21 protein-coding genes and 1 tRNA gene are annotated in these 26,124 nt (G+C 75.1%); 14 read left to right on the top strand and 8 right to left on the bottom strand.

What is annotated here, in order from left to right; all coding sequences use genetic code 11:
• Positions 1 to 152 precede the first annotated feature (152 nt).
• Both galE and ABTX81_RS29645 read left to right on the top strand, forming a co-directional pair.
• Positions 153 to 1,115 (top strand): UDP-glucose 4-epimerase GalE, encoded by a 963-nt coding sequence (gene galE, locus ABTX81_RS29650; protein WP_350551801.1) that lies wholly within the window; start codon positions 153 to 155, stop codon positions 1,113 to 1,115.
• A gap of 308 nt (positions 1,116 to 1,423) precedes the next feature.
• Complete coding sequence (locus ABTX81_RS29645; protein ID WP_350551799.1) at positions 1,424 to 2,437, top strand: LuxR C-terminal-related transcriptional regulator; 1,014 nt, start codon at positions 1,424 to 1,426, stop codon at positions 2,435 to 2,437.
• Positions 2,438 to 2,478: 41 nt separating this feature from the next.
• Here ABTX81_RS29645 and ABTX81_RS29640 read toward each other — a convergent pair whose 3' ends face one another.
• Positions 2,479 to 2,973 carry a MarR family winged helix-turn-helix transcriptional regulator gene (locus ABTX81_RS29640; RefSeq protein WP_320435994.1) on the bottom strand — a complete coding sequence of 165 codons (495 nt, stop codon included), beginning with the start codon at positions 2,971 to 2,973 and terminating at the stop codon, positions 2,479 to 2,481.
• Positions 2,974 to 3,083: 110 nt separating this feature from the next.
• Between ABTX81_RS29640 and ABTX81_RS29635 the strand changes: the two genes are divergently transcribed.
• Positions 3,084 to 3,878, top strand: coding sequence for a methyltransferase domain-containing protein (locus ABTX81_RS29635; RefSeq protein WP_350551797.1), 795 nt, complete (start codon positions 3,084 to 3,086; stop codon positions 3,876 to 3,878).
• 38 nt (positions 3,879 to 3,916) lie between these two features.
• Here the strand turns inward: ABTX81_RS29635 and ABTX81_RS29630 are convergent, their stop codons facing one another.
• Positions 3,917 to 4,519 (bottom strand): TetR family transcriptional regulator, encoded by a 603-nt coding sequence (locus ABTX81_RS29630; RefSeq protein WP_350551889.1) that lies wholly within the window; start codon positions 4,517 to 4,519, stop codon positions 3,917 to 3,919.
• A 173-nt stretch (positions 4,520 to 4,692) separates the two neighbouring features.
• Complete coding sequence (locus ABTX81_RS29625; RefSeq protein WP_350551794.1) at positions 4,693 to 5,784, bottom strand: acyl-CoA desaturase; 1,092 nt, start codon at positions 5,782 to 5,784, stop codon at positions 4,693 to 4,695.
• 242 nt (positions 5,785 to 6,026) lie between these two features.
• On the opposite strand from ABTX81_RS29625, the gene ABTX81_RS29620 reads away from it, so the two are divergent.
• The 6 genes from ABTX81_RS29620 to ABTX81_RS29595 all read left to right on the top strand — a co-directional run bounded on the left by ABTX81_RS29620 (position 6,027) and on the right by ABTX81_RS29595 (position 10,991).
• Positions 6,027 to 6,100: transfer RNA gene (locus ABTX81_RS29620), tRNA-Gln, on the top strand.
• A 172-nt stretch (positions 6,101 to 6,272) separates the two neighbouring features.
• Positions 6,273 to 7,742: a bifunctional UDP-N-acetylglucosamine diphosphorylase/glucosamine-1-phosphate N-acetyltransferase GlmU gene (gene glmU, locus ABTX81_RS29615; RefSeq protein WP_350551792.1), complete on the top strand. Its 1,470-nt coding sequence runs from the start codon at positions 6,273 to 6,275 to the stop codon at positions 7,740 to 7,742.
• Between the two features lie 202 nt (positions 7,743 to 7,944).
• Complete coding sequence (locus ABTX81_RS29610; RefSeq protein ID WP_350551789.1) at positions 7,945 to 8,922, top strand: ribose-phosphate diphosphokinase; 978 nt, start codon at positions 7,945 to 7,947, stop codon at positions 8,920 to 8,922.
• Between the two features lie 287 nt (positions 8,923 to 9,209).
• Positions 9,210 to 9,800 (top strand): 50S ribosomal protein L25/general stress protein Ctc, encoded by a 591-nt coding sequence (locus tag ABTX81_RS29605; protein WP_350551787.1) that lies wholly within the window; start codon positions 9,210 to 9,212, stop codon positions 9,798 to 9,800.
• Between the two features lie 87 nt (positions 9,801 to 9,887).
• On the top strand, positions 9,888 to 10,490 hold the full coding sequence (gene pth / locus ABTX81_RS29600; protein WP_502892889.1) for an aminoacyl-tRNA hydrolase: 603 nt from the start codon (positions 9,888 to 9,890) through the stop codon (positions 10,488 to 10,490).
• A 228-nt stretch (positions 10,491 to 10,718) separates the two neighbouring features.
• Positions 10,719 to 10,991, top strand: coding sequence for a hypothetical protein (locus tag ABTX81_RS29595; protein WP_350551782.1), 273 nt, complete (start codon positions 10,719 to 10,721; stop codon positions 10,989 to 10,991).
• 369 nt (positions 10,992 to 11,360) lie between these two features.
• Here the strand turns inward: ABTX81_RS29595 and ppc are convergent, their stop codons facing one another.
• Positions 11,361 to 14,159 (bottom strand): phosphoenolpyruvate carboxylase, encoded by a 2,799-nt coding sequence (ppc, locus tag ABTX81_RS29590; protein ID WP_350551780.1) that lies wholly within the window; start codon positions 14,157 to 14,159, stop codon positions 11,361 to 11,363.
• 312 nt (positions 14,160 to 14,471) lie between these two features.
• On the opposite strand from ppc, the gene ABTX81_RS29585 reads away from it, so the two are divergent.
• On the top strand, positions 14,472 to 15,743 hold the full coding sequence (locus ABTX81_RS29585) for a sensor histidine kinase (RefSeq protein WP_350551778.1): 1,272 nt from the start codon (positions 14,472 to 14,474) through the stop codon (positions 15,741 to 15,743).
• 25 nt (positions 15,744 to 15,768) lie between these two features.
• Here the strand turns inward: ABTX81_RS29585 and ABTX81_RS29580 are convergent, their stop codons facing one another.
• Both ABTX81_RS29580 and ABTX81_RS29575 read right to left on the bottom strand, forming a co-directional pair.
• On the bottom strand, positions 15,769 to 16,260 hold the full coding sequence (locus tag ABTX81_RS29580) for an SUKH-3 domain-containing protein (RefSeq protein WP_350551887.1): 492 nt from the start codon (positions 16,258 to 16,260) through the stop codon (positions 15,769 to 15,771).
• 128 nt (positions 16,261 to 16,388) lie between these two features.
• Positions 16,389 to 16,853, bottom strand: coding sequence for a YwqJ-related putative deaminase (locus ABTX81_RS29575; protein ID WP_350551776.1), 465 nt, complete (start codon positions 16,851 to 16,853; stop codon positions 16,389 to 16,391).
• A gap of 408 nt (positions 16,854 to 17,261) precedes the next feature.
• On the opposite strand from ABTX81_RS29575, the gene ABTX81_RS29570 reads away from it, so the two are divergent.
• The 3 genes from ABTX81_RS29570 to ABTX81_RS29560 all read left to right on the top strand — a co-directional run bounded on the left by ABTX81_RS29570 (position 17,262) and on the right by ABTX81_RS29560 (position 22,934).
• Positions 17,262 to 18,263, top strand: a complete 1,002-nt coding sequence (locus tag ABTX81_RS29570; protein WP_350551773.1) for an HNH endonuclease — start codon at positions 17,262 to 17,264, stop codon at positions 18,261 to 18,263.
• A 114-nt stretch (positions 18,264 to 18,377) separates the two neighbouring features.
• Entirely contained in the window at positions 18,378 to 21,281 is a 2,904-nt protein-coding gene (locus ABTX81_RS29565; RefSeq protein ID WP_350551770.1) for an SUKH-4 family immunity protein, read from the top strand.
• 267 nt (positions 21,282 to 21,548) lie between these two features.
• Entirely contained in the window at positions 21,549 to 22,934 is a 1,386-nt protein-coding gene (locus ABTX81_RS29560) for a coiled-coil domain-containing protein (RefSeq protein ID WP_350551767.1), read from the top strand.
• Between the two features lie 80 nt (positions 22,935 to 23,014).
• Here ABTX81_RS29560 and ABTX81_RS29555 read toward each other — a convergent pair whose 3' ends face one another.
• Positions 23,015 to 23,752 (bottom strand): hypothetical protein, encoded by a 738-nt coding sequence (locus ABTX81_RS29555; protein WP_350551765.1) that lies wholly within the window; start codon positions 23,750 to 23,752, stop codon positions 23,015 to 23,017.
• Positions 23,753 to 24,093: 341 nt separating this feature from the next.
• Here ABTX81_RS29555 and ABTX81_RS29550 point away from each other — a divergent pair, with 341 nt between their 5' ends.
• Positions 24,094 to 24,495 carry a beta/gamma crystallin domain-containing protein gene (locus ABTX81_RS29550; RefSeq protein WP_350551763.1) on the top strand — a complete coding sequence of 134 codons (402 nt, stop codon included), beginning with the start codon at positions 24,094 to 24,096 and terminating at the stop codon, positions 24,493 to 24,495.
• A 98-nt stretch (positions 24,496 to 24,593) separates the two neighbouring features.
• Here ABTX81_RS29550 and ABTX81_RS29545 read toward each other — a convergent pair whose 3' ends face one another.
• Positions 24,594 to 25,865 (bottom strand): nucleotide sugar dehydrogenase, encoded by a 1,272-nt coding sequence (locus tag ABTX81_RS29545; RefSeq protein ID WP_350551760.1) that lies wholly within the window; start codon positions 25,863 to 25,865, stop codon positions 24,594 to 24,596.
• Positions 25,866 to 26,124: the final 259 nt, after the last annotated feature.

Genomic DNA, 26,124 nt, shown 5'->3' with positions numbered 1-26,124 from the left:
GGACGCCGCCGGGAACGGGCGTCGGACGAGCCGGGAAAGGGGCTCCGGGATGGTCCTGAGCACTCCCGGCGGCCAGGGAGAATAGGCCGCAGTCGTACGTACGTCCCCGATGGTCCGCCGACGGCGGTCCATCGCCCGCTGGAGGTCGCATCATGAGTAAGTACCTGGTCACGGGTGGCGCCGGCTATGTCGGCAGTGTGGTCGCCGCCCACCTGCTGGAGGCGGGGCACCAGGTGACCGTCCTGGACGACCTCTCGACCGGCTTCCGCGAGGGCGTGCCGGCCGGTGCCGAGTTCGTCGAGGGCCGGATCCAGGAGGCCGGCAAGGTCCTGGACGCCTCCTTCGACGGTGTGCTGCACTTCGCCGCCTCCTCGCAGGTCGGCGAGTCCGTCGCGGACCCGGAGAAGTACTGGCGCAACAACGTCGCCGGCTCGCTGGAGCTGATCAGCGCGATGCGCGCGGCGGGCGTGCGCACGCTGGTGTTCTCGTCGACCGCCGCCACCTACGGCGAGCCGGAGTCGGTGCCGATCGCCGAGACGGCCCGCACCGCGCCGACCAACACCTACGGCGCCACCAAGCTCGCCGTGGACCACCTGATCACCAGCGAGGCCGTCGCCCACGGTCTGGCCGCCGTCTCGCTGCGCTACTTCAACGTGGCGGGCGCGTACGGCGCGTACGGCGAGCGGCACGACCCCGAGTCGCACCTGATCCCGCTGGTGTTCCAGGCCGCCCTCGGCCAGCGCGAGCACATCGCGGTGTACGGCGACGACTACCCGACCCCGGACGGCACCTGCATCCGCGACTACATCCACGTCGCCGACCTGGCCGACGCGCACCTGCTGGCGCTGGACGCCGCCAAGCCGGGCGAGCACCTGATCTGCAACCTGGGCAACGGCAGCGGCTTCTCGGTCCGCGAGGTGATCGAGTCGGTCAAGCGCGTCACCGGCCGGGAGATCCCGGTGGTGGTCTCCGGCCGCCGCGCCGGCGACCCGGCCGTGCTGGTGGCCTCCGCCGAGCGCGCCCACCAGGAGCTGGGCTGGACCCCGCGCCGCCCGAACCTGGACGACATCGTCGCCGACGCCTGGAAGTTCACCCTGGAGAAGAACGGCCTGTAGGCCCGTCGACTCCACCGGAGCGCCGTTCCCTCGACCGGATGAGGGGGCGGCGCTCCGCCGTCGCCGCGGCCGCCGGAGCGGACGTTCGAGCCAAGTGGCTTTGATTTCGCACCCCCTGACGAAACTTCACCAAATCCCCACCGGGTCGGTGCCCACCCCGTACGCTGATTCCGGTACCGGTGGGGGCCGGTGCCGCGGTCTTCCGGGCATCCGGGAGACGGTCGGCGCAGGACGCGCCCGGACGGCGGCGGCGGGACGTGGAGCGCCGTCCCGGACGCGGGCCGGAGCTGAGCAGGGGGGAAGTGACGATGGGGCGGATCCGCGTCCTGGTGGTCGACGACCACCGGATCTTCGCCGAGGCGCTGGCCGCGGCGCTCGCCGCCGAGCCCGACGTCGAGGTCAGCGCGGCGGGCAGCGCGGCCGCCGCGGAGCGCGCGCTGGAGCGGGCCGGCGCCGAGGGGCGGGCGTTCGACGTCGTCCTGGTGGACGCCGATCTCGGGGTGGCCGAGGGCGGGTCCGCGGCCGTCCGCAAGTCCCGCCAGCCGGGCGCCGATCCGCCCGACGCGCTGCGCCGCCGCCCGGCCCCGGCCGTGCCCTCCTCCCGGCGCCAGCCGGGGCTCCCGGCCGTCGGCCCGCCCGCGGGGGCCGGCCCGGCCGGGTCGTCCGGCGGCGCGGTCCGCTACCCGGCCGTCGCGCGCCCGTCCGGCCCGTACCCGGCGGAACCGCACCCCGCGGCCCCGTCCGCCGCTCCCGGGCCCCCGGCGGCCCTGCCGCCCACCGCCCCGGTGGCCGACGGGATCACCCTGCTCGGCCGGATCCGCCGCCACCACCCCGGTCTGCGGGCGATCGTGCTGGCCACCGCCGACGACCCGCAGCGGGCCGCCCGCGCCCTGCACGCCGGCGCCACCGGCTGGGTGGCCAAGGAGAGTTCGCTGGCCCGGCTGCTGGCGGTGATCCGAGGCGTGCTGCGGGACGAGACCCATCTGCCGCCCGCGCTGCTCACCGGGGTGATCCGCGAGCTCACCACGGCCCGCCGGGACCGCACCGAGAGCGAGCGCCTGGTCGACACGCTCACCCCGCGGGAGAAGCAGATCCTGCGCTGCATGGTCGCGGGGCTGGGCCGGCAGGCCGTCGCCGAACGGCTCTACCTCTCCCCGCACACCGTCCGTACGCACATGCAGAACGTCCTCGGCAAGCTCGGGGTGCACTCCACCCTGGCCGCCGTCGCGGTGGCCCGCCGGGCGGGCGTCAGCCCGTCCGAACTCGCGGCCGCCGGCGGCCCGCAGTCCGTCGCCACGTCCACCGCTCCGGGCACCGGCTGATCCGCCCGTCCCGCACCGGGGCGGGCTCCGGGTCGCGGGCGCTACGGGATGTTGTCGAAGGGGGCGACCAGCTGCCGCAGCAGTCCGGCGAGCTCGCCCTGCTGGGCGGAGGTCAGCTGGGCGAGCAGCTCGCGCTCGTGCGCCAGCAGTCCGGCGAGCGCCTGGTCGGCGCGGTCGCGGCCGTCGTCGGTGAGCCGGACCAGGACGCCGCGCCGGTCGTCCGGGTCGGGCAGCCGCTTGACCAGGCCCTTGCCGGTGAGCCGGTCGATCCGGTTGGTCATGGTGCCGGAGGTGACCAGGGTCTGGGTGAGCAGCTGGCCGGGGGAGAGCTGGTACGGGGAGCCGGCCCGCCGCAGCGCGGTCAGCACGTCGAACTCCCAGGGCTCCAGGCCGTGCTCGGCGAAGGCGGTCCGGCGGGCGCGGTCGAGGTGGCGGGCGAGCCGGCTGACCCGGCTGAGCACTTCGAGCGGTTCCACGTCGAGATCGGGGCGCTCCCTGCGCCATGCTGCGACCAGCCGATCGACCTCGTCCTCCATGACGATCAGTGTATCGGGGGATGTGTCGATGTGAAGTCTCTTGACATCGAGAAATCCAGTCCCGAAGCTGAGATGGATATCTTGATGTCGAGATACTTGCGAGGCCGATCATGACCACCCCCGTCTGGGACCCCGGGCAGTACCTGCGCTTCGCCGGCGAACGGACCCGGCCGCTGCGCGATCTGCTCGCCCGGGTGCCCACCCTCCCGCACGAGCACGCCCCGACCGTCCTCGACATCGGCTGCGGCCCCGGCAACTCCACCGCCGTCCTGCGCGAGCGCTGGCCCGCCGCCAGGATCACCGGGATCGACAACTCCGCCGAGATGCTCGCCGCCGCCCGCACCGAGGGCGAGCCCACCGCCGAGTACCTGCTCGCGGACGCCGCCGGCTACGACCCGGCGCCGGCCGCGCCCGACGCGATCGTCTCCAACGCGACGCTCCAGTGGATCGAGGGGCACATCGGACTGCTGCCGCGCTGGGCACAGGCGCTGAAGCCCGGCGGGGTGATCGCCTTCCAGGTGCCCGGGAACTTCGGCTCGCCCAGCCACACCGCGCTCGCCGAACTGCGTCGCAGCCCCCGCTGGCGGGCCGTCCTCGGTGCGGACGCCACCCGGGCCGGCGTCCACGAGCCCGGCGCGTACCTCGACGCGCTCGCCGGCGCGGGCTGCGCCGCCGACGTCTGGGAGACCACCTACAGCACCCTGCTCACCGGACCGGACCCGGTGCTGGAGTGGGTCAAGGGCACCGCCCTGCGGCCCGTCCTGACCCGGCTCGGCGACGGGCCCGAGCGGGCCGCCTTCCTCGCCGAGTACGGCGCGCTGCTGCGCGAGGCCTACCCGGCCGGGCCGCACGGGACGGTCTTCCCGTTCCGCCGGATCTTCGCCGTCGGCGTGAAGCGGGCCTGACCCGCTCAGGGCCCTGACCCGCCCGGATCCCGGTCCGCTCAGGCCTTGCGCTCGCCGACCAGCTTGGGGTGCCGCTCCATCCCCTCCAGGCCGTGCCAGGCCAGGTTCACCAGGTGGGCGGCCACCTCGGCCTTCTCCGGCTTGCGCACCTCCAGCCACCACTGGCCGGTCAGCGCGACCATCCCCACCAGCATCTGCGAGTACATCGGGGCCAGCCGGGCGTCGAAGCCGCGCGCCTTGAACTCCAGGCCCAGGATGTCCTCCACCTGCGTCGCGATGTCGCTGATCAGCGAGGCGAAGGTGCCCGTGGACTGGGCCACCGGGGAGTCCCGGACCAGGATCCGGAAGCCGTCCGTCGAGGTGTCGATGTAGTCCATCAGCGCGAACGCCGCCTGCTCCAGCAGCTCGCGCGAGTGCCCCCCGGTCAGCGCCCCGGTCACCATGTCGAGCAGCAGCTGCATCTCGCGGTCGACCACCACCGCGTACAGCCCCTCCTTGCCGCCGAAGTGCTCGTACACCACCGGCTTGGACACCCCGGCCCGCTCGGCGATCTCCTCCACCGAGGTGCCGTCGTAGCCGCGCTCGGCGAACACCGTGCGGCCGATCTCCAGCAGCTGCTCCCGGCGCTGCTTGCCGGTCATCCGCACCCGGCCGCCCCGTCGGCGCTGCGCGGGCGCGGCGGCGTCCGGCCCGGCGGCGGCACGCGGACGGGCCTGCGCCGGACCGGGCGCGGCGTCCGTCCGCGTGCTCTGGTGGCCGCCTGTGCTGTCTGCGCTGCTCCCGTTCACCCCTACATCATGCTGCAGGTGCGCCCTCATGCGGCGCGGCGGGCGGCGATCCGCTGCGCGTCCGGCCAGCGGACGTCCCGGACCCAGCCCGCCAGCTCGAACCAGCGGATCAGCCGGGCCGAGGAGTCGATCTGGCCGGGCAGGACGCCGTGCCGGGCCGAGGTGGGGTCGGCGTGGTGCAGGTTGTGCCAGGACTCGCCGCAGGAGAGCACGGCCAGCCACCAGACGTTGCCGGAGCGGTCCCGGGAGCGGAAGGGCCGGCGGCCGACCGCGTGGCAGATCGAGTTGATCGACCAGGTGACGTGGTGCAGCAGCGCCACCCGGACCAGCGAGCCCCAGAAGAAGGCGGACAGCGCGCCCTGCCAGGAGAGCGTGACCAGCCCGCCGACCAGCGGCGGCACCAGCATCGACAGGGCGGTCCAGAGCCAGAACAGCCGGGAGATCCGCCTTATGGCCGGGTCGCGGACGAGGTCCGGGGCGTACTTGAGCTGCGGGGTCTGCTCCTCGTCGAAGAGCCAGCCCATGTGGGCCCACCAGAGGCCCTTGAGCAGCGCGGGCACGGTCTCGCCGTAGCGCCAGGGCGAGTGCGGGTCGCCGTCCTTGTCGCTGAACCGGTGGTGCTTGCGGTGGTCGGCCACCCAGCGCACCAGCGGGCCCTCGATCGCCAGCGAGCCGGCCACCGCGAGGGCGAGCCGCAGCGGGCGGTTGGCCTTGAAGGCGCCGTGGGTGAAGTAGCGGTGGTAGCCGACGGTGATGCCGTGGCAGGTGAGGAAGTACATCACGGTGGCGATCGCGACGTCGGTCCAGCCGAGCCCCCACCCCCAGGCCACCGGGACGGCGGCGACCAGGGCGGCGAAGGGGACCGCGATGAACAGCGCGAGGGCGATCCGCTCGGCGGCGCCCTGCCGCTCCCCGCCGCGGGTGGCGGAGAGCGCCCGCGGCCCGGCCCCGGCGTCCGGGCCGTCGGCGGAGGGGGCATCAGCAGCCTGGGCGTCACCAGCGAGGGCAGCGGCGGCGGGGGTCGCGGCGGCGGACGGGTCGGGGGCGTCGGGTCCGGGGGCGGAGGAGTCGAGGGGGCGCGCGGAATCGGCGTGCGCCTCGCCGGCCTGGATGGTCATGGGCGTCCCTTGAGGGGGGAGGACGGAGCCTACGTTGGCGTAACCTACGGAATCGTAGGTTGCGCTCGGCCACCGAGGGAATACGCCGCCGGGCGGCGCTTGAGTGAATTCACCCGACTGGATGGATGACATCCGGATCCCGGCGGGGCCCCCGCCAGGGCGGGCCGAGGAGGTAGATGTGACGGCCCATACCCCGTAGTCTTGGCGGAGCGCGTCGCCGGGAACGGGAGCGGACGCGCCGGTCCCGGATCGTCTAAGGGCAGGACAGCTGGTTTTGGTCCAGCTTATGGGGGTTCGAATCCTCCTCCGGGAGCCATCTTCGGGCCGGTCGGCCCGGTCCGGTGCGCGGCGGCCGTGCGACGGCCCCCGGGGCCGGAGGAGCGGTCATGCTCCGCGCACTATCCTCGAAGCGGCCAGGGCGCTGACGTGCGGGTCCCGCCGCCGGCTGCTCTGCCCTCCCCGTGTAACCGAATGAGGAGCCTCCCCCCGTGAGTGCCAATTCGCCTGCCGCCGTTGTCGTCCTCGCCGCCGGCGGCGGGACCAGGATGAAGTCGAACAGCCTCCCGAAGGTGCTGCACGAGGTGTGCGGGCGGTCGCTGGTCGGCCACGCGGTGGCGGCGGCGGAGGAGCTGACGCCGGACCAGCTGGTCGTGGTGATCGGGCACATGCGGGAGAAGGTGGCCGAGCACCTGGTCGCGCACCACCCGGGCGCCCGCGCCGTGGTCCAGGCGGAGCAGAACGGCACCGGGCACGCGGTGCGCACCGCGCTGGAGGCGCTGGCGGCCGACGGGATCGAGCTGGACGGCACGGTCATCGTCACCACCGGCGACGCGCCGCTGCTGACCGGTGGGACGCTGAGCGCGCTGGCCGCGGCGCACGCCGGGCAGGGCAACGGTGTCACCGTGCTGACCGCGGTGGTGCCGGACCCGTTCGGCTACGGGCGGATCCTGCGCGACGAGGCGGACGGCGCGGTCGCCGCGATCGTCGAGGAGAAGGACGCCTCGGACGTCCAGCGCGCGATCGACGAGATCAACTCCGGTGTGTTCGCCTTCGACGCCAAGCTGCTGGTGGACGCGCTCGCCGAGGTCACCACGGACAACGCGCAGGGCGAGGAGTACCTCACCGACACCCTGGAGATCCTGCGCCGGGCCGGGCACCGGGTGGGCGCCGTGGTCGCCGCCGACTACCGGGACATCCTCGGCATCAACGACCGGGTGCAGCTCGCGCACGCCCGCCGGCTGCTGAACGACCGGCTGCTGGAGCGGGCGATGCGGGCCGGTGTGACCGTGGTGGACCCGGCCACCACCTGGTTCGACGTCCAGGTCTCCTACGAGCCGGACGCGGTGGTGCTGCCCAACACCCAGCTGCAGGGCGCCACCCACCTCGGCGAGGGCTGCGAGGTCGGCCCGAACTCGACGATCAAGGACACCCGGATCGGCGCCTGGGCGAATGTGAGCAACACCACGGCGGACCGCGCCGAGATCGGCGACCACGCCGCCGCCGGCCCGTACGCCTACCTGCGCCCGGGCGCCCGGCTGGCCCGCAAGGCCAAGGTCGGCACCTACGTCGAGGTGAAGAACTCCGAGCTGGGCGAGGGCGCCAAGGTGCCGCACCTCTCGTACATCGGCGACGCCACGATCGGCGAGGGGACCAACGTCGGCGCCGCCTCGGTCACCGTGAACTACGACGGCGTCAACAAGCACCGCACGGTGATCGGTGCGCACTGCCGTACCGGATCCGACAACATGTTCATCGCGCCGGTCACGGTGGGCGACGGCGCCTACACCGCGGCGGGTTCGGTGATCGCCAGCGACGTGCCGGCCGGTTCGCTCGGGGTCGCCCGCGCCCAGCAGCGGAACATCGCCGGCTGGGTCCAGCGCAAGCGGCCCGGGACCGCGTCCGCGCAGGCCGCGGCGGCCGCGACGGAGCGCGACGAGCAGACCCCGACCGAGGCCTGAGCGGGCGGGCGGGGGCCGGCGGACAGTCCCGGGGCGGACGGTTCGCGAGCGGGCGCGTAACCTTGGGGTCATACGTGCGCCATTGGGCCTACCGCCCGTGTCCAGGCGTACCGACAATTCCCCCGACCCCTCTCGCCGGCTGGCGGGCGCCTGCGCGCGGTGCGGACGGGATCGGCGTCAGCAACGCGAGGAGACGGTGGCAGTGAGCGGGATCACGACGTCGGGCGAGAAGAAGCTGAAGCTCTTCTCCGGCCGTGCCCACCCGGAGCTGGCGAAGGAGGTGGCCGAGGCGCTGGGGACCGAGCTGGTTCCGACCAAGGCCCTGGACTTCGCCAACGGTGAGATCTACGTCCGCTTCCTGGAGTCGGCCCGCGGTGCCGACTGCTTCGTGATGCAGAGCCACACGGCTCCCATCAACCAGTGGATCATGGAGCAGCTGATCATGATCGATGCTCTGAAGCGGGCCTCCGCCCGGAGCATCACGGCGATCCTGCCGTTCTACGGGTACGCCCGTCAGGACAAGAAGCACCTGGGCCGCGAGCCCATCTCCGCCCGGCTGGTCGCCGACCTGCTGCGCCAGGCCGGCGCCGACCGGCTGATGGCCGTGGACCTGCACACCGCGCAGATCCAGGGCTTCTTCGACGGCCCGGTGGACCACCTGTTCGCGCTGCCGCTGCTGGCCGACTACGTGGGCGAGCGGGTCGACCGCGGCAAGCTCACCGTGGTCTCCCCGGACGCCGGCCGGGTCAAGGTGGCCGACCAGTGGTGCGACCGGCTGGACGCCCCGCTGGCGATCATCCACAAGCGCCGCGACATGACCCAGGCCAACACCATCCTGTCGGCCGAGGTCGTCGGTGACGTCAAGGACCGGGTCTGCGTCCTGGTCGACGACATGATCGACACCGCCGGCACGATCTGCGCCGCCGCCGACGCGCTGTTCGAGGCCGGCGCCGCGGACGTCCTGGTGGCCGCCACCCACGGCGTGCTCTCCGGCCCGGCCGCGGACCGTCTGAAGAACTCCCGGGTCAGCGAGTTCGTGTTCACCAACACCCTGCCGACCCCGGCCTCGCTGCAGCTGGACAAGATCACCACGCTGTCGATCGCCCCGTCCATCGCCGCCGCGATCCGCGAGGTGTTCGAGGAGGGCTCGGTCACCAGCCTCTTCGAGGGCGTGCACTGACGAAGCCCCGTGCGCGCGGCCCCGGTTCCGTACGGACCGGGGCCGCCGCCGATTTCGCGAGAGGCCGCCGCTCCGGTTAGACTCGTGAAACTGCTCGGCGAGGGATGCCGTGTGCCCGCACCGCGGGTGCCCGCTCCGTGATCGACGCGCTGCCGGCTCCGGAACCCCCGGGCTTCCGGCAGAGGTCGTTGCGCCGCCGAGTGACCCCCGAACGTTATGAGGGTGTGGTCCCGGCGGTTTTTCGCGTTGCCTGCACCCCCGCGCCAGCTTTTACGAGGAGTGCAGTCGTGTCCGAGATCCGCCTTGCCGCCGAGACCCGTACCGAGTTCGGCAAGGGTGCCGCCCGTCGCGCCCGCCGTGCCGGCTTCGTCCCCGGTGTCGTCTACGGCCACGGCCACGCGCCGGTTCACCTGAACCTGCCCGGCCACGACCTGATGATGGCCCTGAAGACCCCGAACGCCCTGCTGGTCGTGCCGATCGAGGGCAAGGACGAGTACGTGCTGCCGAAGGCCGTCCAGCGCGAGGCCATCAAGCGCACCATCGAGCACGTCGACCTGCTGCTGGTCAAGCGCGGCGAGAAGGTCACCGTCGAGATCCCGGTCCACACCGAGGGCGAGCTGGCCCCGGGCGGCAACCTGCTGGAGCACGTCCTGCAGGCCCTGCCGATCGAGGCCGAGGCCACCCACCTGCCCGAGTCCGTCACCGTCTCGGTGGAGGGCCTGGAGGCCGGTGCCTCGATCCACGCCCAGGACATCGCCCTGCCGAACGGCGTCTCGCTGGCCGTCGAGGGCGACGCCGTCGTGCTGCAGGTCATCGCCGCCCAGGCCGCCCCGGCCGAGGAGGAGGCCGCCGAGGCCGAGGCCGGCGCCGAGGCCTGAGCCTCTCGCACAGTCTGAGACCGCTGCCCCGGTCGCTCCCGCTGGAGCGGCCGGGGCAGCGGCGTGTCCGGGATGATGGCGGTGAACATGACCACGAGGAGCGGTGGGATGAACGACGAGTCGTACGAGGGCCCCTGGCTGGTGGCGGGGCTGGGCAACCCGGGGGAGCAGTACGCCCGGAACCGGCACAACATCGGGTTCATGGTGGTGGACCTGCTGGCCCAGCGGATGGGCGCGAAGTTCAAGGCGCACAAGAGCCGGGCCCAGGTCGCCGAGGGGCGGCTGGCGGGCCGGCGCGTGGTGCTGGCCAAGCCGATGTCGTTCATGAACCTCTCCGGCGGGCCGGTCACCGCGCTGCGCGACTTCTACAAGGTGCCGGTCTCCGCGCTGGTGGCCGTCCACGACGAGCTGGACATCGACTACGCGACCCTGCGGCTGAAGCTGGGCGGCGGCGACAACGGGCACAACGGGCTGAAGTCCATCACCAAGTCGCTCGGCCAGGACTACTACCGGGTGCGCTGCGGGATCGGCCGCCCGCCGGGCCGCATGGAGGTCGCGGACTTCGTGCTGAAGGACTTCTCCGCCACCGAGCGCAAGGACCTGGAGTGGTTCGTGGACCGCTCGGCGGACGCGGTGGAGGCGCTGCTCTCCGAGGGCCTGGAGCGGGCCCAGTCGACCTACAACACCTGACCCGCGTTCAAGGGCCGCCCGCCTCCCGGGAAAGGGCGGTCGTCCGTACGGGCAACAGTCGTACAACTCTTGAGCGACCAAACCTGAATCCCTGTGAGAAATCTGTGCGGATCGGATAGCGTCGGACCAGTACGCGAACGGGTTGGGGAGTTCTCGATGCGGAATTTGCGGCCGGTCCGGCGCCTTCGGCGGATCCGGGTGGTTCGGCTGAGGAAGCTCGGACGGCGGGTGGGCACGGCGGGTGCGCTGGGCACCGCGGGCGCGCTCGGCGCTGCCGGGGTGCTGCTGGGCGCGGCCGGTGCGGCGCAGGCCGACCCGATCGCGGAACCCGATCCGGGTGTGGTGTCCCCGGAGCCCGTCTCGGCGCAGTTCGGCCCAGTGCTGGGCAGCTCGGTCGGCGGTGACGCCGGCCTGCTGGCCGTCGGCGGCGGGCTGGTCGTGGCGGCCGGCGGCGCGGCCCTGTGGGTCAAGCGCCACCGTGCGGGCGAAGCGGGAGAGTGACTGACGGAGGGCACGCGTGGGAGGGGCCGGGGACCGAGCTGATCGGGTTCCGGCCCCTCCGCCGTTCTTCTCACCCGGCGCGTCACCCGTCCCCGGCCTCCCGTGCGTCTGGTGGGCATGAAGCGCGGATCCAGGCGGTCGGAGGGCCTCACCGAGGGCGCCCGGCAGGACGACCCGTCCGACGAGTTCGCCCCGGCGCGGCACCAGGCCCTGCTCCGCAGCGCGTTCCTGATCACGGGGGACGTCCACGACGCCCGGGACCTGCTGCACGACCCCCTGTCCCGGGGTGCCGGCCCGTCAACGGCCGAAGGGCCCCGTGACGCGTGCGTGGGCACGCGTCACGGGGCCCTTCGGCGTCCGGCGGGACGGTCAGCCGGTGTTGCGCAGACCGGCCGCGATGCCGTTGACGGTCAGCAGCAGCGCGCGGGCCCGCAGCGGGTCCTCGTGGCGGCCGGTGGCGACCTCCTCGCGCTGCCGGCGCAGCAGCGCGACCTGCAGGTAGGAGATCGGGTCGAGGTAGGCGTCGCGGACCGCGAAGGTCTGCTTGAGCACCGGGTTGTGCTCCAGCAGCTCGTTCTCCCCGGTGAGGCGGAGCACCTCGCGCAGGGTGAGGTCGTGCTCGGCCTGGATCTGCTCGAAGACGTGGTGCAGCTCGGCGGGCACCAGCTGCTCGACGTAGTGGCGGGCGATCCGCAGGTCGGTCTTGGCCAGCGTCATGGCGACGTTGGACAGGAAGTTGCGGAAGAAGTGCCACTGGCCGTACATCTCGTCGAGCACGTCGCCCAGGCCCGCCTCGCGGGCGGCGGCCAGGCCGGCGCCGACGCCGTACCAGCCGGGGACGATCTGGCGGGACTGGGTCCAGCCGAACACCCACGGGATGGCCCGCAGGCCGTCCAGACCGGCGCCGGAGTCGGGGCGGCGGGACGGGCGGGAGCCCAGGTGCAGCGAGGCGAGCTGGTCGACCGGGGTGGCGGCGAAGAAGTACTTCGGCAGGTCGTCCTGCTCGACCAGGGCCCGGTAGGAGGTGTGCGCGGCCTCGGAGACCCGGTCCATGGCGGCGTCCCAGCGGGCCAGCTCCTCGGGGGCCTGGCGCGGGGCGGTGTGCAGCGCGGAGGCGGCCAGCGTGGCGGAGAGGGTCAGTTCGAGGTTCTCCCGGGCCAGCGAGGGCAGCAGGTACTTGTCGGAGATGACCTCGCCCTGCTCGGTGACCTTGATCTCGCCCTCCAGGGTGCCCCACGGCTGGGCCAGGATGGCCTCGTGCGAGGGGCCGCCGCCGCGGCCGACGGTGCCGCCGCGGCCGTGGAAGAGCCGCAGCCGGATGCCGTAGCGGTGGGCGACGTCGCGCAGCCGGCGCTGGGCGCGGTGGATCTCCCACTGGGAGGTGGTGATGCCGCCGAACTTCGAGGAGTCGGAGTAGCCGAGCATGACCTCCTGGACGTCGCCGCGCAGCGAGACGAGCAGCCGGTAGGAGGGGTCGGAGAGCATCTCGTCGAGGATCCGGTCGGCCTGCTGGAGCTCGTCGGTGGTCTCCAGCAGCGGCACGATGCCGATCTTGGCGATCCCGGCGTGCAGGTCGATCAGGCCGGCCTCGCGGGCCAGCACGGTGGCGGCGAAGACGTCGTCGGCGCCCTGGCACATCGAGATGATGTACGACTCGACGATCTCGTCGCCGAACCGCTCGAAGCCCTCGCGGATGGTGTTGAAGACACCGAGGGTCTTGGTGCCGGCGGCGTCCAGCGGGGCCGGGGTGGGGGCGAGCGGGCGGCGCGAGCGCAGCTCCTTGGCGAGCAGCTTCTGGCGGTACTCGCGCGGCATGTCGGCGTAGCGCCAGGCCTCCTCGCCGAGCCGGTCGAAGAGCTGGCCGAGGGCGTGGTGGTGGGCCTCGGCGTGCTCGCGCACGTCCATGGTGGCCAGCTGCAGGCCGAACGCCTCGATGGTGCGGATGGCGCGGGCGAGCCGGCCGTCGGCGATCAGCTCGCCGCGGTGGGCGCGCAGCGAGTCCTGGATCATCCGCAGGTCGGCGACCAGCTCGCGGGTGCCGAGGTAGTCGCGGCCCTCGACGTGCGGGGTGCCGCCGGCCAGCCGCTCGCGGGTGTTCTCCAGCTTGAGCCGGATGCAGGTGGCCTTGAGGCGGTACGGCTCCTCGGCGTTCATCCGCTTGTAGCGCGGGCTCAGCTCGGGGAGCAGGTGGAGGTCGGTGTTGAGTGAGGCGAGCAGCTCGACGGAGGCGCCGGCCAGCCGCTCCGAGGTGGAGAGGGTGCTGCGCAGGTCGTCGATGGCGGCGAGGGCGTCCTTGATGCCGTACTCGTGCTGGAGGTTGAGGACGTCCCAGGTGACCTGCGGGGTGACGTTGGGGTTGCCGTCGCGGTCGCCGCCGATCCAGGTGCCGAAGGTGAGCGGGCGCACGCCCTCGGGCAGCTCCAGCCCGACCCGGGCGAGCTCCTCCTGCAGCTCCTCCAGGACCTGCGGGACGGCGTCGCGGTAGAGCTCGTCGAGGTAGTAGACGGCGTTGCGGGCCTCGTCGGTGGGCTCCGGGCGGGCGATGCGCAGCTCGTCGGTCTGCCAGAGCAGGTCGATGACCTCGGCGAGGCGGCGGTCGGCCTGGCGGCGGGCGGAGGAGGTGCGCGCCGGGTCGGCCTGGGAGAGGCCGGCGGCGATCTCCTCGCGGTGGATGCGGTCGAGCAGCTCGCCGATCCGGCGGAGCTTGTTGAGGACGCTGCGGCGGGCCGCCTCGGTCGGGTGCGCGGTGAAGACCGGGCGCACGGCGAGGTGGGCCAGGGTGTCCTCGAGGTGCTTGGGGTCGGCCTCGGCCAGCTGGTCGGCGGTCTGCGCGAGCAGCGAGCCCTCGCGGGCGCGGCGGGTGGCGAACTCGCGGCCGCGGTGCACCTGCTCGGTGACGTTGGCGAGGTGGAAGTACGTGGAGAAGGCGCGCACCAGCTTGGCGGCGGTCTCCAGGTCGATGTCGGAGAGCAGTTCGGCGGTGGCCTCGCCGTTGGTGCGGCTGAGCAGCCGGACCTGTTCGACCAGGCCGAGCAGCTGGGGGCCTTCCTGGCGGACCAGCGTCTCGCCGAGCAGGTCGCCGAGGCGACGGATGTCCGCGCGCAACGCGGCGTTGTCGGCGACCACGGGGGTCGGATTGTCCGCCTGGCTGGGGACCGGAGCGGTCACGGCTGGCTCCCTCGGGGTGGTGGGGTGTTCGGCAACGGCTCATCGTCACAGGGCTGCCCCGCGTGTGGCGGGTGTGACGCGTGCGGACCGCGCTGTCCGACGCGACCAGCATAGGTGTCGGCCGTCGCGCTGTCCGCGAAGTGGCCGGATGGCGGACAGGTATGCCCCGGGACCGTATGTGGTCTGGACCACTTGAAGGCGTCCAGCGGGCCGTCCGGCGGGGCGTCCGGCGGGGCACCCGGCGGGCGGCCGCGCGGGTTCCCGGCGCGACCCGGTGGGGCCGGGCGGGGGCGGCGCCGTAGTCTGTGTCGCATGAGCAAGTCGCCTGGGGAGCGCGCGCGGGACCGGTCGTCGTTCTTGTGGTGGCCGCGGCGGCGCAGCGCCTTCCTGGACGCCGGGCTCGCCGCCCTGGCGGCACTGGAGTGCGCGGGCAGCTCGATCGCCTACATCGGCAGCCGGGTCCACCTCGGCGCGGCGGCCCAGATCGCGGTCGGGATGTTCGCCGCGCTGGCCGGCGCCACCCTGGTGGTGCGGCGGCGCTGGCCGGCCGTCCCGGTGGTGGTCTCGCTGATCGTGATGCCGGCCGTGCCCAGCATGGCGCTGCTGCTGGTGGCGCTCTACACGCTGGCCGAGACCTGGGAGTGGCCCTCGCGCCGCCGGCGGGTGGTGGCGCTCTCCGCGCTCGCCTACGCCGAGACGGCCGGGGTGATCCTGATGTCGATGCTCAACCCCGGCGAGCCGGCGGCCGAGCAGCCGCCGTTCTGGGGCCAGGTGGTGCTGTCGCTGCTGGTGGCCGCCGGCGCGACCGCGGTGCCGGTGGTGACCGGCCTGTACGTCGGCGCCCGGCGCCGGCTGATCGAGTCGCTCCAGGACCGCGCGCACGGCCTGGAGACCGAACTGGACCTGCTGGCCGAGCAGGCCCGCGAGCGCGCCCGCCGGGCCCGGCTGGAGGAGCGCACCCGGATCGCCCGGGAGATGCACGACGTGGTGGCGCACCGGGTCTCGCTGATGGTGGTGCACGCCGGGGCGCTGGAGCGGATCGCCGCCAAGGACCCGGAGAAGGCGGCGCAGAGCGCCAAGCTGATGGGCGAGGTCGGCCGGCAGGCGCTCAACGAGCTGCGGGAGATCCTCGGCGTGCTGCGGATGTCCGACGAGCGCGGGCCGGAGCCGGACTCGCTGGCCGGGCTGCCGCGGCTGGTCGACCAGTCCAGGGCGGCCGGGATGGTCGTCACCCTGACCGTCAGCGGCAGCCGGCAGGAGTTCACCGGCGAGGCCGAGCAGACCGCCTACCGGGTGGTGCAGGAGGGGCTGACCAACGCGCACAAGCACGCCGGCGGCGCGCAGGTGTCGGTGCTGCTCGCGTACGCGCCGAACGGTGTGCGGGTGAGCGTGGTGAACGCCTGCCCGGGCGGCGAGCGGGCCGCCGCCGCGCTGCCCAGCGGCGGCAACGGGCTGGTCGGGATGCGCGAGCGGGTGGTCGCGCTCGGCGGCACCTTCTCCTCGGGGCCGGAGCGGGACGGCGGGTTCCGGGTGGAGGCGGTGCTGCCGTCCCGGCTGGCGGTCCGCCAGGACCGGCTGGTCTAGGGCCCCTGGACGTCCCCCGGACCGCTCAGGCGTCGTCCGCGGTGCGCAGCCGTTCCGGGGCGGTGCCCAGGACCAGCGCGGTGATCGCCTGGTCGACGCCGTGGCCGAGGAACCACTCGCCGGTGTGGTCCAGGCTGTAGACCCGGCCCTCCTCGTCGATCGCCAGCAGCGCCTGCCCGTACGCCTCCTCGCCCAGCGGGGCGATCCGGGCGCCCAGGGCGCGGCCCAGGTCGGCCAGGGTGCGCGGCTGGTGCAGCCCGCACAGCGGGTCGATCAGGAACGGGGTGCGGGCCAGCTGCCGGCCGGGCCCGGCCAGGTCGAAGGCGAGGCCGCCGAACTCGGCCCAGGCCTCCACCGCCGCCGGGAACACCGCGTGCTGGACGCCGGCCGGGCTGCCGTGCCCGACCAGGGTGTCGGCCCACTCCTCGGCCTGCCGGATCTGCCAGCGTCCGGGGTGCCAGCCGGCCGCCTTGAGCTCGGCGGCGACGTCGGCCGGGAAGCGCGGTCGGGTCCGCAGCGCGGGACCACCGGGCGCGGTCGGGGACGGGGAGGGGGCCGGCGGATTCAGGACGGGCTCCGGTGGCTCGGGGACGGGGGACGGGGGGTGCGCCGGGCGGCCGGCGGGGCGGCCGTGCTGCGCACCGGTCAGCCGGCGGCGGCCGGGCCGACCATGACGCTCTGGACGGTGAAGTGCTCCAGCAGCGGCACGCAGGAGCGGCAGGGCGGAGCATGGGTGCCGTGCGCGGGATCGTGCTCCTCGCGGATCCGCACCGTCGTCAGCCGGGCGCCCTTGAGCGCCTTGCGTGCCTCGTGCAGGCTCATCGGCTTGCGGGCGGCGCGTTTGGAGCGCCGGCCGTCCACCGTGGTCAGGTACCGGGAGAGCAGGACCGCCTCCGGGCAGCGGCCGGTGAAGCGCTCGCGGTGCTCCGGCGGCAGCGCGTCGAGGAAGTCGCCGACCAGCGGGTGCAGCACGGGGCGGCGGTCCGCCTTGTCGCCGGCCAGGGTGTGCACCTCGCCGCCCTTCAGCGACAGCGCGGCGGCGACGGCGGGCAGCAGGCTGTCGCGGTGGTGGCGCAGCACCGGCGTCCCGGCCGGTTCCCCGGTGGTCATGGCGTCGCCCTCCTCCTCGTCGTCCCGCTCGTCGTTCCTCCGCCCGCCTCCCGCCCGGCCCTCCCGCCCGGCCCGGTGGTGGCACGGCTGTCAGGGGCCAGCCTGTCAAACGACACTGACAACCGCACATCCGGGGTGCGCGGCGCCTCGCCGACCGGCGGTCGGGCACGCGACTTCGGCCGGATCCGCACTTCGTCGTCACGACTCGTCCCCGGATTCCCCGGATCCGTCATCGCCCGGAGCCGTGCGCGAGCGGTTCGGCCCCGGCTCCCGGACGGACGCGCCCCCGGACGCCCCCGCGGGCCGCGCACGGGCGCGGCGGGCGGGGGACCGGGCCGCGGGCCCACCCCCTACGCTGGTTGCCGACAAGCGCACCGAGTACATGCAGCAGCCAGTGGGGGCTCCCAGATGACGACAGGTCGGCCCGGCGTCGCCGCCGCACCGAACGCGGCGTACGCAGGTCAGGTGGTGCAGTTCCCGGACCCGGTCCGCGCGGAGCGGCACCCCGCCGGGGTCCGGGTGGACGAGCACGGCTACCCGGACTTCGGCCCGTACGCCGCCGCGGCGGCCGAGGTCGCCGACCCGCCGGCCGGCTTCGGCGTCGACGAACTGCGGCTGACCGACTACGTCTCGGCCAACGCCGCGCTGTTCACCCAGGGCCACCCGCTCTGGGCCGACCTGGAGACCGCCGTCGCCACCCCGCCCGGCTGGACCTGGCACCACGCGGTCGGCCGTGCCGCGCCCGGCTGGCGGCGGATGGAGCTGGTCCCGGTCGAGGTCAAGGCGCTGCTGCGGCACCACGGCGGCCTGGCCACCTCCTCCGCCGACCACACGCGGCGCGGTACCCGGCCGCTGCAGGAGAAGCGGCCGGTGCACTTCTCGCTGGCCAAGGACGGCGGCGACCCGATCGGCGTCACCGAGGACCTGGTGCAGCGCGCCGAGGAGCGGCTCGGCCAGCGACTGCCCGGCGCCTACCGCACCTTCCTCAAGCTCGGCGGCGGCCGCGCCCCGGTCGGGGTGGCGCTCGACCCGGAGCTCGGACTGCTGCTCGACCAGCCGTTCCTGACGCTCACCGAGGAGTACGGCACCGAGGACCTCGTCTACGCCAACAAGTGCCTGCGTGACCACCTCACCAAGGACTACCTGGGCATCGCCTACGCCCAGGGCGGCATCGTGGCGCTGAAGGTGCGCGGCGAGCGGACCGGCTCGGTCTGGTTCTGCCTCTACGACGACGCCCGCGACACCGGGGCGCCCGAGCCGGCCGAGGACCGGGTCGGGCGGCTGCTGCTGCCCTGCGGGGAGGACTTCGACGCCTTCCTGCTGCGGCTGGCGGGCAGTCCGGTGGAGCTGGAGACGGTCGCCGGGCTGATGGTGGACGGCGGCTTCGCCCGCGCCGTCCCGGTGGGCTGAGGTGGCGTCCGCGGTGGTCCGGTCAGTGGCCCGGTCAGTGGTCCGGCCGGCGGTCCGGGTGGGCGTCGAGGGTGTGGAACGAGCGGGGACGATGGGGACAGGGGTGAACCGGGCGTGGTGACGTACGCGCAGGCGCAGCAGCTCGCCGAGGAGTGGATCAACGCCGGGGTACCGCCGGAGCGGCAGCGCGAGGTGCGGGTCCGGGAGTTCGACCTGGGCTTCGTCTGCTGGGCGGTGCAGCCCGGTGACGGCGCGGCCGCCGCCGAGGGCGAGGCCCGGCTGGTGATCGCCCGGGACTCCGGCGCGAGCACGCTGTGGCCCGCCCTGCCCGTCAACGAGGTGGTCCGGCAGTACGAGGAGGCCTACGGGCGGCCGGTCGCGGCCAACCCGGCCGGTGCGGCGCGGCCCGCGCCGGGGCCGGTCGAGGCGACGTCCTTCCTGCTCAGTCCGCCGCAGTGGCTGCAGGAGGCCGGCGAGGCGGCGCTCGCCGCGGAGGCGGAGCGGCTGGGGGCGGGGGCGCCCGCCGCGCCGCCGGCCGCCCCGGCCGTGCCGCCGCTCGCTCCGCCCGCCCCGCCCGCGACGCCCGCCCCGGCCGTGGTGGAGCCCGCCGCGCCGCCGGTCGCGGCGCGGGCCGGGGACACCCCCGCGCCCGCCGTCCTGACCACGCCGCCGGTCTCCGAGCGGCCGGCCGGGGACGCGCCGACCATGCTCGCCCCGCCGCCCGGCCACGACGAGCCGGCCGGTCCGCCCGCGCCGCAGGCGGGGGTCGAGGCGGCGACCGTGCTGCTGCCGGAGGGGCTGCGCACCAACGGCGCCGGGCTGCCCGGCGAGCCGCGGGCCGGGTCCGAGGCCGCCACCGTGCTGCTGCCCGAGGGCGGCCTGCCGGGGCTGGCGGGCCTGCCGGGCGCGCCCGACGGTCCGGGCACGCCCGACGGTCCGGGCACGCCCGCGCCGGGGACGCCGGTGCCGCCGCCGGGTGCCGCCGTGGAGCCCGCGCCGACGCTGCTGGCGCCGCCGGACGGCCTGCCGGGGTTGGCGGGCCTGCCCGGCGCTCCCGCTGCACCCGGTGCACCCGGCGCGCCTGTCGGCCCGGGCACGCCCGCGCCCGGGACGCCGGTGCCGCCGCCGGGCGCCTCCGTCGAGCACGCCCCGACCATGCTGGCCTCGCCCGACGGTCTGCCCGGCCTGGCGGGCCTGCCCGGCGCGCCCGCGCCCGGTGCCCCGGTGCCGCCGCCCGCCGGTCCGCCGTCCGCCGACGCGCTGGCCGGCTCCGCCCCTGGCGGGCTCGGCCGCAACCCGGCCTCCGCGCCGCCGCCGCCCCCGCCCGCCGGGCTGCGCGGCGGCCCGTCCGGCCCCGCTGCCGGCTCCGCCCCCGTCGAGCACGCCCCGACCATGCTGGCCTCGCCCGACGGTCTGCCCGGCCTGGCGGGCCTGCCCGGCGCGCCCGCGCCCGGTGCCCCGGTGCCGCCGCCCGCCGGTCCGCCGTCCGCCGACGCGCTGGCCGGCTCCGCCCCTGGCGGGCTCGGCCGCAACCCGGCCTCCGCGCCGCCGCCGCCCCCGCCCGCCGGGCTGCGCGGCGGCCCGTCCGGCCCCGCTGCCGGCTCCGCCCCCGTCGGTCTCGGCCGCAACCCCGCGTCCGCCCCGCCGCCGCCCCCGCCGGCCGCGCTGCGCGGTGGCTCCGGCCCTGCCCCCGCCGGGTCCGGCGGCCGCAACGCCGCCAGCGTCCCGCCGCCCCCGCCCCCGGCGGGTCTGCGGTCCGGCGACGCCCCGGCCGCGCCGCCCGCCGCGCCCGCGCCGGGCGGCGGGGTGGCGTACGAGCGCACCCAGCTCGCGGGCGCGATCGACCCGGCGCTGCTCGGCGGCGCCCCCGCCGATCCGGGCACCCCGCCGTCCGGCGGCCCGGCCGTCCCGCCGCCGGCCGGTTACGGCTACCCGGGCGGTCCCGTTCCCGTCGCCGGCCCCGAGCCCGTCCAGGCCCCGCCGGTCCAGGCCCCGTCCGCCCCGCCGGTCCCCGGGCCGCCGCAGGCCGCCCCGGTGCCGCCCGGCGTGCCCGCCGTCGGCCCGGGCTACTTCGCCGCGCTCAGCTACCGGGGCCCGGACGGCTCCGAGCAGAAGCTGCTGCACCGCAGCGAGCCCGGCACCCCGCACCCGGAGTGGAAGATCCTCCAGGACCTGCGGCGGCTCAACGTGCCGCCGGAGCAGGTGCTGGAGCTCTACACCGAGCTGGAGTCCTGCGACCTGCCCGGCGGGTACTGCAACCGGATGATCGCGGCCTCCTGGCCGAACGTCCGGCTCACCCACACCGCCGACTACGGCCGCGACCACCACTCCCGGCAGGCCGGCATGGCCCAGCTGCTCGACCACCTGGACGAGCTGCACCAGCTGGCCTCCGGCCCGCAGCGGGTCCGCCCGTTCCGGGTGCCGCTGCCCGCCCCGGGCACCGTCCCGCCGCTGCCGCCGCTCGCGCCGCAGCAGCTCGCCCAGGAGCTCGGCCAGGCCTTCGGGCCGAACGTGTTCCGCTTCGAGCAGCGCGCGGTGGCCCGCCAGGGCGTGCCCGAGCCGGTGGCGCAGACGCTGATGTGGTCGGGCCTGCCGCGCGAGTTCGGACCGTTCTTCTGGGCGCAGGCCCAGGAGGGCCGGCCGATCCCGACGCTCGCCGAGCTGGCCGCCGAGCGCGGCCTGCCGGGCGGCCCGGACTTCGGCGGCTACCTGGTGCTCGGCAACGACTACGGCCGCCAGCTCTGCGTGCAGTACGGCACCGCGCACGTGGTCGCGGTGGACCTGGAAGGAACCGGCGAGCCCCCCCGGTTCGTCAACACGGGTGTACCGGAGTTCGTCCGCTCCCTGGCCCTGCTGGGCCGGATGTGGCGGCTGCGGTACGGGCTGACCCCGGACCAGGCCGGTCGCTGGACGACCGACTTCCAGGCCCAGCTGGCCGCGATCGACCCGGCTGCGCTGCAGTCCGCGGACACCTGGTGGGCCGTGCTGCTGGAGCAGTTCTGGGACGGCCTGCTCTGAGCAGGCCGTGCCGGAACCGCGCAGGTGGCAGGGGGTCGTTCCGGTGCCCGGAACGGCCCCTTCGGCGTACCGGCGCGGCGGTGCCTCGTTGGGGTTTCGTCCACATCCGCGCAAAATAGGTCAAGAGGATGGTCGCAAGCGTCCATCCTCGACATGTTTCGATCCGCCCGATGTCCTGATCCCGACCGGGTTCCCCGACCTGGCCACCGAGCAGACCGATCCGTCCGATCATGGGCTCCGCAGCCCGCGACACGAGGGGAAGAGCCCATGAGCGACGCCGTCCCCCAGTACGGCTTCACCGTTGCCCGGCGCGGTTACGCGCCGGAGCAGGTCGACCGAGCCCTGACCGCGCTCACCGCGCAGCGCGACGAGGGGTGGGAACGGCTGAGCGTGCTCGGTGCCGGACTCCGGGAGATGGAGCGCCGGCTGGCCGAGATCAGGCAGGCCGCCGCCGACGCCCCCGAGCCCGACTACCAGGTGCTCAGCGACGAGGCCGCCGGCCTGGCCCGGATGGCGGAGACCGAGGCCCGCGCCGTCCGTGACAAGGCCGAGCGGTTCGCCGAGGACCTCCGCGACGAGGTGTACGAGGCCGGCCAGGCGCTCGACCGCGCCGCCAAGGAGTACGCGACCACCACCCGCACCGAGGCCGACGCCGCCGCCCGCCGCACCGACGAGCGCACCCGGGCCGAGGCGGAGACGATCCGGGCCGAGACCGACCGCGAGGTCCGGGCGGTCCGGGACGCCGCCACCGCGCACGCGGCCAAGGTCCGGGTCGCGGCCGCCGAGGCCTCCGAGCGGGCCGAGGCCAAGCTGGCCGAGCTGCGCCGCAAGGCCGACGAGATGTTCGCCGAGGCGCAGGCCGAGGCGGACGCCGAGGACGCGGCGGTCTCCGCCACCGCCGAGCGGCGGGTCAAGGAGGCCGAGCAGTTCCGCGAGACGGTGCTCGGCCAGATCAAGCAGAGCGACGCCGAGGCGCAGGCCCGGGCGGACCAGCTGATCGAGCAGGCCCGGCGCGAGGCCGAGCGGATCGGCGCGGCGAGCGAGCGCGAGCAGCGCGAGTACGCGACCAAGCTGGAGACGGTGCAGCAGCACCTGGACCACATCAAGGCGACGCTGGCCTCGCTCACCGGCGCGGCGGTCGGCGCGATCGAGCCCGCGGCGCTGGAGTCCGCGGCCCGGGAGGCCGTGGCGCTGGCGTCCGGCAGCTCGGGTGATTCCGGCACTTCCGGCACCGCCGGCGCGGGGCCGGCCGACGGCGCCCCGGTGGACCGGGCGCCGGTGGTGGGCCGGGCGCCGGTGCCGGTGGTGGACTCGGAGGCGGACACCGGGGAGATCCCGCTGCCCGTCGTCGCGGACCCGCGGGCCGATCTGCGCAAGGACTCCGTCCCGGCCCCCGCCGGCGAGGCGGCCACGGCGGTGCTGCGGGTCACCCCGGGGCGGGTCGCCCCGGCCCCGGCCGCGGCGGTCGCCACCGGACCGGTGCCGCCGAGGCCGGCCGCCCCGCCGGCGGGGGCGACGGACGCCGGCGAGGGTGCGCCCGCCCCGGCCGAGCGGCCGGCCGAGGAGGAGACCCGGATCATCCCGAAGATCGTGATCATCGACGACGGCAGCGACTACGCCACCCCGAACACGGTCGGCTACCACCGCCGCTGATCCGCTCCGGCCCCCGTCGGGCCCCGGACGCCCTCCGGCGTCCGGGGTCCGACGCGTTCCCGCGCCGTCGCCCGGCGCGTTCACGGGGTCGGCCCGGCGTCCCCTTCGGCGAGCAGCCGGGCGAGCTTGGCGTCCTGGGCCCGGACGGCCTCGCGGTGGGCGTTCAGGGCCGGGCCGTTGCGGTCGATCTGCTGGCGCTGGTAGCCCGCCAGCACGGTGAACCAGATCCCGGCCAGGTTGGTGCGGGTGGTGCAGTCGGCGTCGGCCCGGGCGGCGGCCAGTTCGGCCGGGGTGGTCTCCGGCGCGGCGCGGAAGCGGTCCGGGAAGGACGCCGGGTCGTCGGCCCGGAACCCGGCTGCCGTCATGCAGTCGGTCCACCGCGCGGTCGCCGCCGTGACCCGGCCGTCCCGCCCGGTGGCGGCCAGCGAGTCCGCGAAGAGCCGCCCGAGGAGATCGGCCCCCGGCCCCGGCGGCGCGCCGATCCGGTCGGCGGCCTGCCGGTCGCAGTCCACCCGGGCGGTGTCGTAGGCCTCACCGGCTCCGGCCGCCGGCGCGGCCCCGCCGACCGCCCCGGGAGCGGGCCGCCGGGGTGGGTGGAACCCCTGGACGCCCGCGACCTCGGCCCCGAGATAACCCCAGGCGCCGGCCGGCAGGGCGGTGGCGTTGTCCGGCGGCCGCGCCTGCTGCAGGCCGTCCCCGGTGAATCCGGTGTAACCGGCCCGGCGCATGCACGAGACGACCAGCGCATTGCGCGCCTGAATCTCCTGGACGGCGGCCCGGTCGTCGGCCTGATAAGCGGAAAGCGGAAGTCCGGTCATTCCGGCCCGGCCGGATTCCGGGGCTTTCGGCGCGTCGATCGCCGGCGGGGTCAGCGCGGAATCCGCGGAACCTCCTCCGGAAGGTCCGGAGCAGCCTGTGAAAAAGGCCGATAAAACGACCGCTGCAGCGGTGGCGGTGAATCGTCCGAAATGCGGCGGGCGGGCCAAGCGGAAGCTCCGATCCTCGGGAACGGCAGGACTGTTCGGACCCTAGCGCATGCCTGTGCGGGGCGGCCCGCCGGGCGTCGGGGTGATTCGGCTTGGCCGGAAAAGAACTGTTCGGCCGTGCGGCGTCATGTCAGCCTCTGGAGTCGCAGCCGCTACCCCTTCGGAGGGTTCATATGATTCGCCGCACAAATCATTCGGAACGCTCTTCCGGGCGCCGTTCCGGAAATGTCCGGAGCCGCCGGATCGGCGCACTCGCCGTGCTCACCGCGGCGGCCGCCACCTTGCTGCCGGCCGCGAATGCCGAGGCCGTCAACCGGATCGACTGCGGAAACCGCAACGATTTCGCGAAGGTCTACAACTACGGCTACGGCAGCACGCTCTGTTTCGCGAACGACGGGTGGATGTCGGTGCGCATCTACAACGTCGACCGGATCGACGCCGGGAACAACAAGGTCATCACGTACCTCGGTGGCGGCATGGGCTCCTGGACCGTCTTCAACTGGGAGCAGTACGACTTCAACGGCCACGTCGGCCACGAGGTGATGATGTACGACATCAACCTCTCCCGCTGGTAGAGCGCGGGGGACGGGCCCCGCGGGCCCGCGCGGGCGAGCAGGCCCGCTGATCCGCGGTGCCGGGCGGGTGCGGTCGCCCGGCAACCGTCTCCGACGGGTCAGAGCAGTTCGACCGCGGCGCCCCTGGCCGGCCGGCGCCGGCAGTCCAGCACGTACCGGGCGTGGGTGGTGACCGCCTGGTAGTCGAAGCCGTCGTGGTCGGCGAGCAGCACCACCGCGTCCGCCGCCGCCAGCTCCTCCGGACTGGCCTCCACCCGGCGGACCGCGTCGAACGGGTCGAACGGGTCGAACGGGTCCCCGTGCGGGTCGTTCCCGGCGGCCCTGACCTCGGCGCCCATCCGGACCAGCAGCTCGGCGACCCGGGCGGCCGGCTTCTCCGGGGCGTCCCCGGCACTCCCCCCGTCCGCCGGTCCGAGCAGCAGCACCCGCGAGCCCCTGACCGGGCGCCGCCGCGCGTTCAGCGCCTCGCCGAGCCGGCGGACCACGTAGTCGGGCATCCGGCCGTTGACCTCGTTGGCCAGCCCGACCAGCCGGAAGGAGTGGCCGAGCGCCCGCTCCACCGGCCAGGGCAGGCAGGACGGGTCGAGCGGCGGGCACGGCCCGCCCACCCCCGGGCCGGGGGTGAACCGCAGATGGCCGAACGGCTTGGTGGAGGCCGCGTCGATGGCCTTCCAGACGTCGACGCCGAGGTCGTGCGCGAACATCGCCAGCTCGTTGACCAGCGCGGTGTTCACCTGCCGGAAGGCGTTCTCCAGCAGCTTGGCCAGCTCGGCCTCCTTGCAGGAGGAGACCGGGACGGTCCGCTCGACCAGCCCGCCGTAGAAGCCCTCGACCGCCGCCAGCGACGCCGGGTCGATCCCGGCGACCACCTTCGGGGTGTTCTCCAGCCGCCAGGTCGGGTGGCCCGGGTCGGTCCGCTCGGGGCTGCAGCCGAGGTGGAAGTCCCGCCCGGCGGTCAGCCCGGACCCCGCCTCCAGCAGTGGCGCGAGCACTTCCTCGGTGGTGCCGGGGTAGCCGGTCGACTCCAGGACGACGCTCGCCCCGGGCCGCAGGTGCCGGCCGAGCAGGGTGGCCGAGGCCTCGACGGACGACAGGTCGGGCACGCCGTCGCGCAGCGGCGCCGGCACGGTGATCACCGCGATGTCGAAGCCCGTCAGGTCGGACGGCTCGGCGGACGGCAGGTAGCTCCCGTCCGCCAGCAGCGGCCGCAGCCGCCCGGCCGGGACGTCCCCGGCGTCCGGCTCGCCGACGGTCAGCCGCTTGATCCGGCGCTCGTCCGCGTCGTAGCCGACCACCCGGTGCCCGACCTCGGCCGCGCGCACCGCCAGCGGCAGCCCCACGCGGCCCTGGCCCACGATGACAACGCGCATGCCGAGGAACCCCTCCGTCGCGACGCCCCCAGGCCCCTCGGGGCGTCCCCCCACCGTTCTCACCTCAGGGTAGGGAGCGGCGACCACCCGCGCGGGCTTTCCCGGGATCGCGCCGGAAGCGGCAGCGGCCCGGAGCGGAGCGGAAACGGGCCGGAGAAGAGTGAGGCCGAGACCCGTGGCGTCCTCCAGGAAAGGACGCCACGGTTCCCGGCGCGTGGGCGGGCGCCCCCACCCAGGGCCGCCCGGCCTCGCACGCCCG

The sequence above is a fragment of the Kitasatospora sp. NPDC097605 genome, from assembly GCF_040302725.1.
GTDB lineage: Bacteria > Actinomycetota > Actinomycetes > Streptomycetales > Streptomycetaceae > Kitasatospora.
This window is presented reverse-complemented; position numbering and strand designations above follow the sequence as displayed.